The following is a 12,639-nucleotide window of genomic DNA, read 5'->3' as shown; positions in this document are numbered from 1 at the left end:
TTGTTAGCTTAACCCCGATTAGGGTTGATATGAGACTGTTAAGTCAACACCCGAGTACGCACGATACGCTCGTACTCCAATGTGCCAAGTCCCCGCGGTTGGGTTACTGAAGTTACACGCTTCGTTGTTACCACTTTCATAAGGGCGGCAATCATAGCTACTGGTAGTCGGTTGTGCGCCATAGCGAATGTACAGATCGGCGTCACCACTACCATTGGCAATGCTCACATCAAAGCTCGACATACCTGCTGGAACATCAATTGTGTAGTACTTCCAGTTATTGCGGCTCGCAGAAATATTTTCTACTGTGGTAGAGAAGCCACTAGCACCACCGCCTCCGCCGGTGCTGGGCTCGGTAAAGCTGGCAACTAAATTAACGCCACTGAACGCAGAGTATCCAATCACTTTCACATAATAGGTACCCGCTTGAGCAGTTGTAACCGGGCATGACTCATTGTTACCACTTGCATAAGGCCGGCAATCATAATTGCTAGTTGTTGGCTCAGAACCAAACTTCACATATAAATCAGCATCACCCGTACCACCAGACATTTCAAACGTGAGATCCGTTGCGCCTGCTGGTACTTCGAAGGTGTACGACAATGCATCATTGGCAGCGCCTGTTAAGCCACTTTTAGCAACACCATTTTCTAGTACATCAGAACCACCGGTACCGCCACCGCCGCCGGTGCTACCGCCGCAGTTCGCTGCTAAATAGTCAGATGCAGCTTTCGCTTGGACCATACCAAACCCTGTCCGATCATCACGGCCTGCTACATCTAAATCGATAGCTGTCGCCTTCAGTGCCGTTCGAACTTCTGCTGCTGTACAGGATAAATTATTACTCCAGGCCAGAGCAGCTACCGCTGCTACATGTGGAGTCGCCATCGACGTACCATTGTAATAGGCGTAGTCCTGATTAGCGCTAACAGACAAGCTGGCATTTTGCCCTACTCGCGTTGCTAGTGCTTGCCCAACACTTCGATTAACCGATACGGTCGGAACATCAACAGCACCCGTAGCATCAACTAAGAACGGGTTTTGTAATCCAGGACGCGCACTGTTGCTGTACACAACAACACCTGCGGCGCCAGCATCTGCACAGGCTTTCGCAGCGTTAATCTCAGGGTAGCTCGCGCCCTGATTTGCGTCACGTTCAGCCACACAGATTTTGCCCGTCATGTTGCCGCAACTATAACTACTGCCTGATCGACTACACGTATCAATCACGCCTGATACAGAACCGTTCACATTGGATACAACATAGCTACTGCCGCTCTGTACATAACGTGACTGCGGTACCACGCCGCTACTCGTATAGTCAGTACTGCCTACCACCAAGCTACCCAAACGGCCATCACCTGCTACAGTTGATAGTATCGCTTCACCCGGCCCTGAGATTTCAACTTGAGGCGTGTATTGCGAAAATTCCGCGTGCTGACCATTTTCGTCTACCGCGGCTACGGCCATAACCGTATCGTAGGAAGCTGGGTAAGAAAGACTCGCATCACCATCATTTCCTGCAGCAGCAACCAATAAAACTCCAGCAGCAGTTGCTGCTTCTAGACCGTTGCGTTCAGCATTACTCGCGGATGGGCCACCTAAACTCATATTGACCACGTCTGCACCATTATTGACGCAGGTGTTGACCGCTGTTACCAAGTCAGAGCTATACCCCCAGCCTGACTCATTGAATACTTTAACAATGTGCAGGTTCACCTGAGTATTCGGTAAAACTCCCTTGATACCAATGTTATTGCCAACTGCAGCAATGGTACCCGCTACGTGAGTGCCGTGTGACCCGCCTGCTTGATACCAGTTGCCTGTACCATTGTCATTGGTCCCAGTCGCATTATTACCAGACAAGTCAGGATTGCTAGCGTCATAGCCTGAGTCAATAATACACACCGTTAATGCTCCAGATGCAGCATCACTTAGTTGACTCGCTTGTACCGCGCTATAGCCCCAAGGAGTGGTTTCTGCCATAAAATAGCGCTTTGGATCTTCTTCAGCTGAAGCGACCGAAGGATTGTTCCGGATTTGCTTTAATAGTGCCTTTAGCTGCTTCTTATCTGCTTTTTCGCCCATTTTGATAACGTGTTTGTTGTTACCGAGAGAGCGCTGATACTTAAGATTTTGCTTAAGCTCTTTTGCTATTTGCTGAGTTTTATTGGCTGCTGTCTCTGGCGAATCTAAGCTCATGCCAGCGAGATCAGTATTAAACTCAATGATCAATTGATCGGTGTCGCTGTTCAGTAAAGTCTCGCGTTGGTTGCGTTTCCACTGATTAAAGGATTGGTCGATTTTTGATTGGCCTTTGACCATCTCACCGACTTCTTGTAATTCACCGCTGAATGCGGGTGTTGTCAACATAAGAGCTGATAAAACGCCTATCGACGTTTTACTAAGCCCTAACGACTTGTTGTTATTTTTCATTATAGTTTCACTTGTTGTATAGAGTTTGTAATTATAATTATTTGCCTCCTTCCTTAGGGCTTATCCCTGTTTGCAAAGTGTTCCATCCTGCGAATTCAACCGTTCAGCTGAAAAAACTGAGCTACACTAACGGCATTTGGTCTGACCATCAACATGGTTTATACAGATCTATACAAGAGATTTTAACTAGCAGATGAGCGTAACGATGTTTCTATTCCCCTTGAAGGGCGTATTTGCTTGCTTGAACGTCAATGATCCTTAACGAAATAACCAAACAAAAGCGGCATATAACATAAAAGAATTACATATTGCTGGAGGTGATAAAGTTACGCTGTTTAGTTATTTAATTAAATGTAAACGCGACGAGTATTTCGGGTTAAAACAGACTTAGACGTATGAATCAAATCTGGATATGTGCTTAAACATTGGATGTCTATTGGTAGTGTTAGTGATGGTGTGAGAACGGGTAGCTTATGTTTAGGTAGAGACCATGCTTATAACTGAAGAGACAATCAGTAAATGGTGCCCGGGGCCGGACTTGAACCGGCACACGCTTTCGCGCGAGGGATTTTAAATCCCTTGTGTCTACCAATTTCACCACCCGGGCAGGATGGTAGCAGGTTACCCTGCTGTCTTTCTATGGAGGCGGAACCCGGAGTCGAACCGAGATCCACGGATTTGCAATCCGCTGCATAGCCATTCTGCCATTCCGCCATAAAAAGATGGTCTTACGTCGCAGAAAGTCAACACCAAAAAGTATTGGAGCGGGAAACGAGACTCGAACTCGCGACCCCAACCTTGGCAAGGTTGTGCTCTACCAACTGAGCTATTCCCGCTTGCAACGTGGGCACGAATTCTACCGACAAAGTACAACCTGTCAACCACTAAAATGTTCGTTTGCTGTGTTTTTAAGCGACTTTCGTTTAAACGCTGATTATTTAACCAATCAAGCCGCTTTTTTCAAGTGTACCCATGCAGCGGTTGTATAGGTAATCATCGACCAGAGCGATAAGGCAGCAGCAAAATACAATAATGCATAACCGAGCGACACCCAATATATGCGCACGCCCATGAAATATTCTAAACCTGATAACAATCCAATTAACGCTAGCATTTGTGCCATGGTTTTTGCCTTACCGGCAAAATTTACTTTTACCACGTCGCTTAAACCATGCTGCCCCATCCACTCGCGTAAAGCGGAGATGTAAATTTCACGCATCATGAGAATAATCGCAGGTGCGGTTATCCAAATAGAGTTATAGGTGTGCGTGATCATAAGCAGCGCTGCGCCTACAATTAGTTTGTCAGCCACTGGATCAAGGAAAGCCCCAAAAGGTGTCGTTTGTTGCAATTTACGCGCAAGGTAACCATCAAACCAATCGGTTATCGCGGCAAGCCAGAAGATAAAAGCCCCAGTATATTGCGCCCATTCCCAATCGAGAAAATAAACAATAACGAACACCGGGATCAGAATGACACGAAACATTGTAACGATGTTAGGAATTGTCCACACGAAAAACTACTCAACGGCCTCAAGACACGTGCAGTGTACACATATACTTAAGAAAAGTTAACTGTGCAGGTACTCATAGATAGTTTCAGCAAGTTCATAGCTGATCCCTGGCACATTGGCAATTTCGTCTTTACTGGCTTTTTTCAGGCCATGTAATCCGCCCATATATTTTAATAAGGCTTGTCGACGTTTATTCCCTACTCCCGGGATAGACTCTAACGACGACGTCGTTTTGACTTTTTGTCGACGATTACGGTGCCCAGCAATGGCAAATCGGTGAGATTCGTCGCGTACATGTTGGATCAAATGTAAGGCTGGGGAATCAGCATTCATAGGAATAGTCTCATGCGTTCCAGCTAATATAAGCGTTTCGAGTCCTGGTTTACGAGTGGTTCCTTTTGCAACACCGATTAAAAAGGGCTTTTTCTCCAAATCCCAATCTTCAAAACAGCGTTCGGCTTGAGACAATTGCCCTTTCCCACCGTCTATAAGCAGCACATCCGGAACCTTTTCAACCGCTTTTACTTTACTGTAGCGGCGCCGAATCGCTTGTTCCATTGCGGCGTAATCATCACCTGGTGTAATCCCATCAATATTAAACCGCCGATAATCGGATTTTAACGGACCATCCCGATTAAAAACGACACAGGACGCCACCGTTTGTTGACCTGACGTATGACTGATATCAAAACATTCAATTCGCTGAATGGGTGTGTCCCACGCCAATATTTCTTCTAATGCAGAATAGCGGGCTACGATCGACTGTTGTTGGCTCTGCTGCGCTTCAAGTTGATTTTTTGCATTATTCATAGCCAGTTGCAGATAGCGCCGTTTCTCAGTGCGGGCTCCGCTATACAACTGAACCTTATGTCCAGCTTGTTTAGCCAGCATGCTTTCAATGGCGTTCTTTTCTTCGATGCTGGTCGGTACGACAATTTGTTTGGGTATGGATTTTTTGCCCGTCAGATAAAACTGGGTTAAAAAGGCAGTAAAAATTTCCGCTTCATTGGCTAATGAAGGTACCTTTGGAAAAAACGACTTACTACCAAGCATCTGATTTTCACGGATAAAAAGCCCATGAACGCAAGCGCTGCCGCGGTGTACATAAATCCCAAAAATATCCAGTTCTTGTTGTGTACCGGCCACATACTGCTGTTCTTGGATCTTACGTAAAGCACTTATTTGATCGCGATAGCGTGCTGCTGCCTCAAAGTTGAGATCAGCACTGGCCTGCTCCATTTTATTAACTAAGCGCTCTATGACCTCTTTATTCTTGCCTTTTAAAAACAACCGAACCCAATCGACTTGCTCCTGATATTCCTCATCGCTCACATAGCCTTGAACACAAGGCGCAGAACAGCGCTGCATTTGGTACTGCAAGCACGGCCGCGAGCGCGCGCGATAATAACTGTCTTCACATTGCCGAACGGGAAATATCCGCTGCATCGAACGTAAACTTTCGCGCACCGACCAAGCACTTGGGTACGGTCCGAAGAATTCACCTTTATCCTGCTTGGGGACCCCTCGATGAAATGCTAAGCGTGGATGTTTATGCTTGGACAACATAATATAGGGGTACGACTTATCGTCCCGCAACACCACGTTATAACGCGGTTTATATTTCTTAATAAAGTTATTTTCTAGCAGAAAGGCTTCCGTTTCACTGCTAACTACGGTCACATCAATAAAGGCGATATTGGCGACTAATGCCGATGTTTTAGAATTGTCATGGTGTTGCTTAAAATAACTTGAAACCCGGTTTTTAAGATTTTTCGCTTTACCCACATAAATAACGTCATGTTTATCGTTATACATGCGATAAACGCCCGGTTGATGGGTAAGATTACTGAGAAACTTGGATAAATCGAAAGCGCCAGGCTCAAGCATTAAAACTGATCAGCGCTGATGAGCTTGTGGCGCAGGGCTAAGTGGGTAAGTTCAACGTCACTCTTAACGTTCAATTTTTCAAACATACGGTAACGATAAGTGTTTACGGTTTTAGCGCTAATATTCAAATAATTAGCGATATCTGGCACTTTTTGTCCTTTCGTGAGCATCATGGTGATTTCCAACTCGCGATCACTGAGCTGTTCGAAAGGATTCACATCGGTAATATCAAGTAAACCAAGCGCAACTTGCTGAGCAATTTCAGGTGCAAGATACTTCTGCCCTGCTGCCACTTTATATATAGCGGTAATTACTTCATCCGGCTCGGCATCCTTGGTTAAAAAACCAAACGCACCGTTGTGCATGACTTTAGCGGGTATAGGGCTCTCGCATTGCATTGAGAGGCCAATGACTCGAGTATTTTCTGCTAATCGCATAATTTGGCGAGTCGCTTCCAAGCCTCCAATACCAGGCATGTTGACGTCCATCAGTACCACATCGGGTGCATTTTTCCGGCAAATGGCAACAGCATCTTCACCGTTTTTAGCCTCAGCTACCACGGCAAAGTCTTTGACGTCTTCTAAAATCCTTTTTATTCCCGTCCGCACAAGATCATGGTCATCGACCAAAAGAATTTTTATCACTATGGCGTTCTTTTTTTGTGTAAAACCAATTATGTAGGCAATTTAATTGCGACACCTAGCCAATAATAAATGCAAAAACAAAATTTGCCAGTAGAAAAACCACCCATTTATCACAAACATAAAAAAAGCCCGCTTTAGCGGGCTTTCAGTGATTTGGCGGAGAGGGAGGGATTCGAACCCCCGGAAGGTTTGACCCTTCGCCTGATTTCAAGTCAGGTGCATTCAACCGGACTCTGCCACCTCTCCAAGTGCTGCGAATGTTAATGATCAACGCGGGCCTTGTAAAGTAGTAATTCAAAAAAAATGACTGTTTGCTTAGTAATTGCTCAGTTCGAGAGTTATTACCGCAAATGTTCGGTAAAACTGTTGCTTAAGCGACCGAAAGCACTTGAAAAAAGGAACCAAACACCCTACAAAGGGTCTTAGAAATTGGGGTATTTATAACAACCCTAATAACAATTAAGACGTTAACACCTGTTGGAGGGTAAAATGGAACAACGTTCGATGTACGCTAGCTCGGCTCAGGAGTCTGCATTACAGACCAATAAGGTTCTGCGCAGTACCTATATGCTGCTATCAATGACATTGGCATTTAGTGCACTGTGTGCGGGGCTCGCGATGGCAATGGGTATTGGTCGTCTCGCATCCCTAGGCATGATGATCGGTGCTTTCGTTACGTTATTTATTCTACATCGTAAAGCTAACTCCGCTGCAGGCGTTGGCTTAGTGTTCTTGTTCACGGGTTTGATGGGCGCCTCACTCGGCCCTATTTTGACCTATTATGCGGGCTTCGCGAATGGCCCGTCGTTGATTATGCAAGCCATGGGTGGCACCGCAATTGTATTTTTATCATTGTCAGCATATGCCCTTACAACTAAAAAAGATTTCTCTTTCTTGGGAGGATTCTTAGTTGTCGGCTTGGTGGTTGTGCTTATTGCTGCGATTGCTAATATTTTCTTCCAAGTACCCGCGGTTTTCTTGGCGTTGAATGCTGCCATCATTTTCATAATGTCCGGTTTTATCTTGTACGATACTAGCCGTATCGTGAATGGTGGTGAAACGAATTACATTCTTGCGACGGTCGCTCTTTACTTGAATATTTATAATATCTTCACTTCACTGTTACACTTGTTAGGTGCTTTCGGTGGTGATGACTGATCGATCAGTCATGTATGCTTTAATAAACACCCCGCTTGGGGTGTTTTTTTTGGATTAAAATGAATCAAATTGGTTGTCTAATTACAAGTTCGCCTGCAAATGCATTACGTATGCAAGAGGCCATTAATACACTTACTGCATTGATAGAGGCCGGCCAGGCGCTAGACGCCGTGTTCTTTTATGCGGCAGGTGTGCTTAATGCAAACAGTTTGGTTAATCCGCCCTCTAATGAGTTAAATGCCCCTGCCGTCTGGTCAGAGTTCGCAAAGCGCTTTCAGATCCCGTTATTGGTTTGTGTATCTGCTGCTGAGAAGCGAGGGGTGATAGATGCGGCTTTGGCGCGCCAAAATGGCGAGTCATCACATAATCTAAACCCTCCATTTGAGCAGGTTGGCCTGGGGGAATTCTTTTCCCGGCTACATGCGGTAGATACATTGGTGCAGTATTAATATGGCCAAACTTTTAGTCATTATTAGCCAATCGCCTTTCGGCTCGTCTGACAGTGCAGACGCCATGGATTTTGCTTTGGCCTCAACCGGTTATGGTCACGACTGTTCAGTATTATTGAGCGAGCAAGGTGTGCGCTTTCTGTTACACAGTGGTGCAAATGATGCTCTACACCTAAAGGATCCGCGTAAGCAACTTAATGTCTTACCGTTCTACGATATTGAGGAATTATACGTCTGTGCGGCAAGTCTAGAAGCAAACGACCTTGACCACGACCTTATTCCTGCTGAAGCAGCGCTTATCAAGCCTGACGATTTAGCCACGTTGGTTAAACAGCATGATTTTATCGTGAGTTTTTGACATGGATCTTTGGTTTATTCGTTCTCACACACAACACTCCTCTAGTCCTCGTTTGCGCCTTATTGCACATGACGATGTTGTTGTGGTGTGTGAAGATGCAACATTTGATTATCTGGAATTAAAGCAGCAAATCACGGCGCAAGTATTTGCGCACGCAGAGCACACACAACTGCGCGGCATTGCTCTGAGCCCAGAGCAGACTATTTCAACGACCATGATAGCTGAACTAATCCCACAAGCTGAACGGTGTATTAGTCTATGACCACCCGTTACCTGACTGTTAATGACCAGCAGATTCCGTTGGATAAAAACGGCTATCTTGAAAATAGCACCGATTGGAATGAAGCGGTAGCTACCCATATTGCCGAATTAGACAGTATTGAACTAACAGACGCTCATTGGGAAGTGATTTGGTTTGTGCGAAAGTTTTATCTTGAGTACGAAACCAGCCCGGCAATACGGGCGTTGGTTAAGGCAATGGCGGCATCCATGGGTCCAGAAAAAGGTAACAGTCGCTACCTGCACAGACTATTCCCAAATGGACCAGCTAAACAAGCGACCAAACTGGCGGGCTTACCAAAGCCCGCGAAGTGTCTGTGATCAAAGTGTGTTTGCACCGCCTAGGTAGGGTTTCAATGCATCAGGTACTGTAATACTACCGTCTTCATTCTGATAGTTTTCTAGCACAGCTACCAAGGTTCTGCCTACGGCTAAACCAGAACCATTGAGCGTATGAACCAGCTCCGGTTTTTGTCCGGCACTACTGCGGAAACGCGCTTGCATGCGGCGCGCCTGAAAATCGCGCATGTTAGAACAAGACGATATTTCACGATAGCAGTTCTGAGCAGGTAACCAAACTTCAAGATCATAAGTCTTAGCCGAACCAAAGCCCATATCACCAGTACATAATAAGACCTTACGATAAGGTAGCTCTAACGCTTGTAAAATTGCTTCAGCATGGCCCGTTAACGCTTCTAAAGCTGCGTCAGACTCTTCTGGTTTAACAATTTGTACCAATTCGACTTTGTCGAACTGATGTTGGCGGATCAACCCCCGCGTATCACGGCCATAGGCGCCAGCCTCACTGCGGAAACAAGGCGTATGCGCGGTCATTTTCAGAGGTAATGCTTCACCATCAAGAATAGTGTCACGCACTAGGTTGGTCAGTGGTACCTCAGCCGTTGGGATCAGTGACATACCCTGCCCCTCTTCGGTTGCAGGTTTAGTGTGAAACAAATCTTCACCAAATTTAGGCAATTGCCCGGTGCCAAACAAACTGTCTGAATTAACCAAGTAAGGTACATACATCTCGGTGTAACCATGCTGCTGTGTATGCATATCTAACATGAACTGCGCGAGCGCACGATTTAACTTGGCGATTTTGCCGCGCATCACCACAAAGCGAGCTCCACTTAATTTCGCTGCTGCTTCAAAATCTAGCCCGCGGTCCAGTTTCTCACCCAAATCAACATGGTCTTGCACTGTAAACGCAAATTTTTTCGGCGTCCCCCAGCGTAATACTTCCACATTTTCAGACTCGTCTTTGCCAACAGCAACATCAAGATCAGGTAAATTAGGCGTTTCTTGATAAAAGATATTTAGCGCAGTCTGCACTCTTTCCAACTCTTGTTTTGCTGCATCCAGTTCATCACCTAACGAGCTCACCTCAGCTAACAAGGGTTGAATATCTTCACCTTGTGCCTTTGCCTTACCGATACTTTTACTTTTTACATTGCGTGTATTTTGCAAATCCTGGGTTTTTACTTGTAAAGCTTTGCGCTGTTCTTCAAGCGCATTGTAGGCTTCTACATCAAGATTGAAGCCACGTGTTGCCAACCGTTTTGCGGTGGCTTCTATATCATTCCGAAAATACTTAGGATCTAGCATGAGACCTTATTATCCTTTCACCAAATACACCGCACTACCGGCGGCAAAAATACAAACAAATACGTTCAACCCAATATTAGCCAGCGCCTTTAACCAATCCCCCTGCTGTAGCAATAACAGCGAATCGTATGAAAACGTCGAGAACGTTGTAAATGCGCCTAACAGGCCAATGGCAAAAAATGCGCGATAGGGGTTATCAATAGGTGCATCCTGATGCATAAAAGCGTAAAAAACACCCAGAAGAAATGACCCTGCTACGTTGACGGCTAGTGTACCAAAGGGCATGGCTTTTCCAAACCAAAGATCGGCACGCAACATAATAAAATAACGTAGGCAAGCGCCGAGGGCTCCACCCAAAGCCACATATACATAGTTCATGGTTTGTTCTCTCGCTTTTGTTGACTATGCTGCTGATCTAAATCACGCAAAAACTGTTGTTTTACTTTGAGTTGCTTTTCTAAACCGCGCTCTGAAGGTTGATAGAATCCCCCCGTAATACCATCGGGTAAATAGCTCTCTCCCGCCGCATACGCATGTGGTTCATTGTGAGCGTATCGGTAACCATCTCCATGTCCTAGTGATTTTGCGGTTGTACTCGGTGCGTTGCGTAAATGAGGTGGCACGGGCGTATCAGGGTTTTCCTTAGCGGCGCGCTGGGCTGCTTTAAAAGCTGCATATACTCCGTTACTTTTAGCCGCCAACGCGCAGTATACAATCGCTTGCGCAATTGCTCGTTCACCTTCCGCAGCACCAACGCGATGATAAACATCCCAAGCAGTTAAGCACACATGCATCGCGCGCGGATCAGCATTACCAATATCTTCACTAGCGATTGCCAGTAAACGCCGCGCAATAACTGTTCCTTCACATCCGGCTTGTAGCAGTCGTGCATAGTAAAATAAGGCTCCGTCGACGGAGGAGCCGCGAACGGATTTATGAAAGGCCGACAGGTGATCATAAAAGTAATCCCCTTGTTTATCAAAAGCGGTGGTTGAATCCCCCTGTGCTAACTGCACATGGGATAGTGTTATTGTGCCACCATCGCTCAAAGCCGCGGCAAGCTCTAACTGGGTTAATAACCGCCGTGCATCCCCTGAAGATGCGCGGATCAAATGCGTAGCCGCAGCGTTTTCAACGGTTAGAGGTTTATTGCAATCTTGGGCTAACAAACCGACCGCACGTGCAATCAGTTTCGTGAGATCATCTTCTGTTAGTGGCTTTAACACAAACATCCGAGTCCGAGACAACAACGCGTTATTTAATGAAAACGACGGGTTTTCAGTCGTCGCCCCAATGAACTGAACAAGACCCGATTCAATATGCGGTAAAAAGGCGTCTTGTTGCGATTTGTTGAAGCGGTGAACTTCATCCACAAAGAGCAGTGTCCGAATGCCTGCACCGAGATTTTGCTGCGCACAATCAATCGCAGCGCGAATTTCTTTAATCCCGTCAGTCACCGCCGAAATGCGTTTAATTGCAGCATTGCTTTGTTGTGCAATGACCTCTGCAAGTGTCGTTTTACCCGTGCCTGGCGGCCCCCAAAGAATTAATGAAACCGGTGACGCTTGAGCAATTATTTGCGCTAACGGTTTGCCGTCGCCAAGTAAGTGCTGTTGCCCAACAATATCGGCTATAGTTTGCGGGCGCATCCGCGCTGCCAATGGCGCATGTTGTACAGCGCTAAACAAATTCAAATTATTGGTTTCGCTGATCATCCAAGACAAACCCGTCCGAATTAGATACTGTAAATTGCTCGGCCGCGACGGGCATATTGATTTTCATATCGGTAAACACCAGCAGACTACGTTGACCTTGACTATCCACTGAGACTAATTGCGTTAACGTGTCACCACTAAACATTAAGCTCAATTCTGTTATTGCACTCGTTTGCGTTGGTAAGATAATGAACCGGTCATCCGCTTGCGATACAGTGACCTTAGCCCAATCATTGTCATCGCCTGAGGCGAGCAACATCATAGGATTCTCACTTACCGCTACGGCTTGGTCGATTACCGTGATTTGTTCAACAAAATAATCGACTTGCCAAACCGCCTGACCATCTGCGACTAATAATACTTCATCGGGTAACGCAGTATGCCAATATAACTGCTGTGGCCGTTTGGTAATAAGCTCACCGCTGGCGCTGTGCACGCTATTGCCTTGTTGATCAGTGATAGTTTGAGAAAAATTGGCCTGAAACGTTTCAATGTTAGCTAATTTTTCACGGAGTAGTTGCTTGGCTTCAGTCGCGATAACTGGTTGGCTAAGCAGTGCCATGAATACTAAGGGGAAAATCACTCTTAACAT

The 12,639-nt window shown here is 45.9% G+C and carries 13 protein-coding genes and 4 tRNA genes; 5 read left to right on the top strand and 12 right to left on the bottom strand.

Annotation, left to right across the window (positions count from 1 at the left end):
- Nucleotides 1-18 precede the first annotated feature (18 nt).
- The 8 genes from AC121Z_RS08265 to AC121Z_RS08230 form a co-directional block, all read right to left on the bottom strand.
- Complete coding sequence (locus tag AC121Z_RS08265; RefSeq protein ID WP_498128018.1) at nucleotides 19-2,436, bottom strand: S8 family serine peptidase; 2,418 nt, start codon at nucleotides 2,434-2,436, stop codon at nucleotides 19-21.
- Nucleotides 2,437-2,956: 520 nt separating this feature from the next.
- Nucleotides 2,957-3,043: transfer RNA gene (locus tag AC121Z_RS08260), tRNA-Leu, on the bottom strand.
- Between the two features lie 33 nt (nucleotides 3,044-3,076).
- Nucleotides 3,077-3,150, bottom strand: a tRNA-Cys gene (locus AC121Z_RS08255).
- Nucleotides 3,151-3,196: 46 nt separating this feature from the next.
- Nucleotides 3,197-3,272 (bottom strand) — tRNA-Gly (locus AC121Z_RS08250).
- A 110-nt stretch (nucleotides 3,273-3,382) separates the two neighbouring features.
- Nucleotides 3,383-3,949 (bottom strand): CDP-diacylglycerol--glycerol-3-phosphate 3-phosphatidyltransferase, encoded by a 567-nt coding sequence (gene pgsA, locus AC121Z_RS08245; RefSeq protein ID WP_498128016.1) that lies wholly within the window; start codon nucleotides 3,947-3,949, stop codon nucleotides 3,383-3,385.
- Between the two features lie 57 nt (nucleotides 3,950-4,006).
- A complete protein-coding gene (gene uvrC / locus AC121Z_RS08240) occupies nucleotides 4,007-5,836 on the bottom strand; it encodes an excinuclease ABC subunit UvrC (protein WP_498128015.1) in 1,830 nt (609 codons plus the stop codon).
- Nucleotides 5,836-6,480, bottom strand: coding sequence for a UvrY/SirA/GacA family response regulator transcription factor (gene uvrY, locus AC121Z_RS08235; RefSeq protein WP_498128013.1), 645 nt, complete (start codon nucleotides 6,478-6,480; stop codon nucleotides 5,836-5,838). The genes uvrC and uvrY overlap by 1 nt, the downstream gene beginning before the upstream one ends.
- Before the next feature lie 154 nt (nucleotides 6,481-6,634).
- A tRNA-Ser gene (locus tag AC121Z_RS08230) sits at nucleotides 6,635-6,726 on the bottom strand.
- A gap of 243 nt (nucleotides 6,727-6,969) precedes the next feature.
- Between AC121Z_RS08230 and AC121Z_RS08225 the strand changes: the two genes are divergently transcribed.
- The 5 genes from AC121Z_RS08225 to AC121Z_RS08205 are packed head-to-tail and all read left to right on the top strand — an operon-like array spanning nucleotide 6,970 to nucleotide 9,045.
- Nucleotides 6,970-7,638, top strand: a complete 669-nt coding sequence (locus tag AC121Z_RS08225; protein WP_498128012.1) for a Bax inhibitor-1/YccA family protein — start codon at nucleotides 6,970-6,972, stop codon at nucleotides 7,636-7,638.
- A 59-nt stretch (nucleotides 7,639-7,697) separates the two neighbouring features.
- Nucleotides 7,698-8,087 (top strand): sulfurtransferase complex subunit TusD, encoded by a 390-nt coding sequence (gene tusD, locus AC121Z_RS08220; RefSeq protein WP_498128011.1) that lies wholly within the window; start codon nucleotides 7,698-7,700, stop codon nucleotides 8,085-8,087.
- A 1-nt stretch (nucleotide 8,088) separates the two neighbouring features.
- Nucleotides 8,089-8,445: a DsrE family protein gene (locus tag AC121Z_RS08215; protein WP_498128009.1), complete on the top strand. Its 357-nt coding sequence runs from the start codon at nucleotides 8,089-8,091 to the stop codon at nucleotides 8,443-8,445.
- Between the two features lies 1 nt (nucleotide 8,446).
- Nucleotides 8,447-8,707: a hypothetical protein gene (locus tag AC121Z_RS08210; RefSeq protein WP_498128007.1), complete on the top strand. Its 261-nt coding sequence runs from the start codon at nucleotides 8,447-8,449 to the stop codon at nucleotides 8,705-8,707.
- Nucleotides 8,704-9,045 (top strand): TusE/DsrC/DsvC family sulfur relay protein, encoded by a 342-nt coding sequence (locus tag AC121Z_RS08205; RefSeq protein ID WP_498128005.1) that lies wholly within the window; start codon nucleotides 8,704-8,706, stop codon nucleotides 9,043-9,045. The genes AC121Z_RS08210 and AC121Z_RS08205 overlap by 4 nt, the downstream gene beginning before the upstream one ends.
- On the opposite strand, the gene serS is transcribed toward AC121Z_RS08205, so the two are convergent.
- From serS to lolA, 4 genes are read right to left on the bottom strand one after another with little or no spacing between them, the layout of a single operon-like run.
- Nucleotides 9,046-10,332 (bottom strand): serine--tRNA ligase, encoded by a 1,287-nt coding sequence (gene serS, locus AC121Z_RS08200; protein ID WP_498128003.1) that lies wholly within the window; start codon nucleotides 10,330-10,332, stop codon nucleotides 9,046-9,048.
- 9 nt (nucleotides 10,333-10,341) lie between these two features.
- Nucleotides 10,342-10,710, bottom strand: coding sequence for a fluoride efflux transporter CrcB (gene crcB / locus AC121Z_RS08195; RefSeq protein ID WP_498128002.1), 369 nt, complete (start codon nucleotides 10,708-10,710; stop codon nucleotides 10,342-10,344).
- The gene (locus AC121Z_RS08190; RefSeq protein ID WP_498128000.1) at nucleotides 10,707-12,047 is read right to left on the bottom strand and encodes a replication-associated recombination protein A; all 1,341 of its coding nucleotides are present in this window, start codon (nucleotides 12,045-12,047) and stop codon (nucleotides 10,707-10,709) included. Before AC121Z_RS08190 ends, crcB begins: the two co-directional genes overlap by 4 nt.
- Nucleotides 12,028-12,639 (bottom strand): outer membrane lipoprotein periplasmic chaperone LolA, encoded by a 612-nt coding sequence (lolA, locus tag AC121Z_RS08185; protein WP_498127998.1) that lies wholly within the window; start codon nucleotides 12,637-12,639, stop codon nucleotides 12,028-12,030. The genes AC121Z_RS08190 and lolA overlap by 20 nt, the downstream gene beginning before the upstream one ends.

Source organism: Alteromonas sp. DYW1 (assembly GCF_059752595.1).
This window is presented reverse-complemented; position numbering and strand designations above follow the sequence as displayed.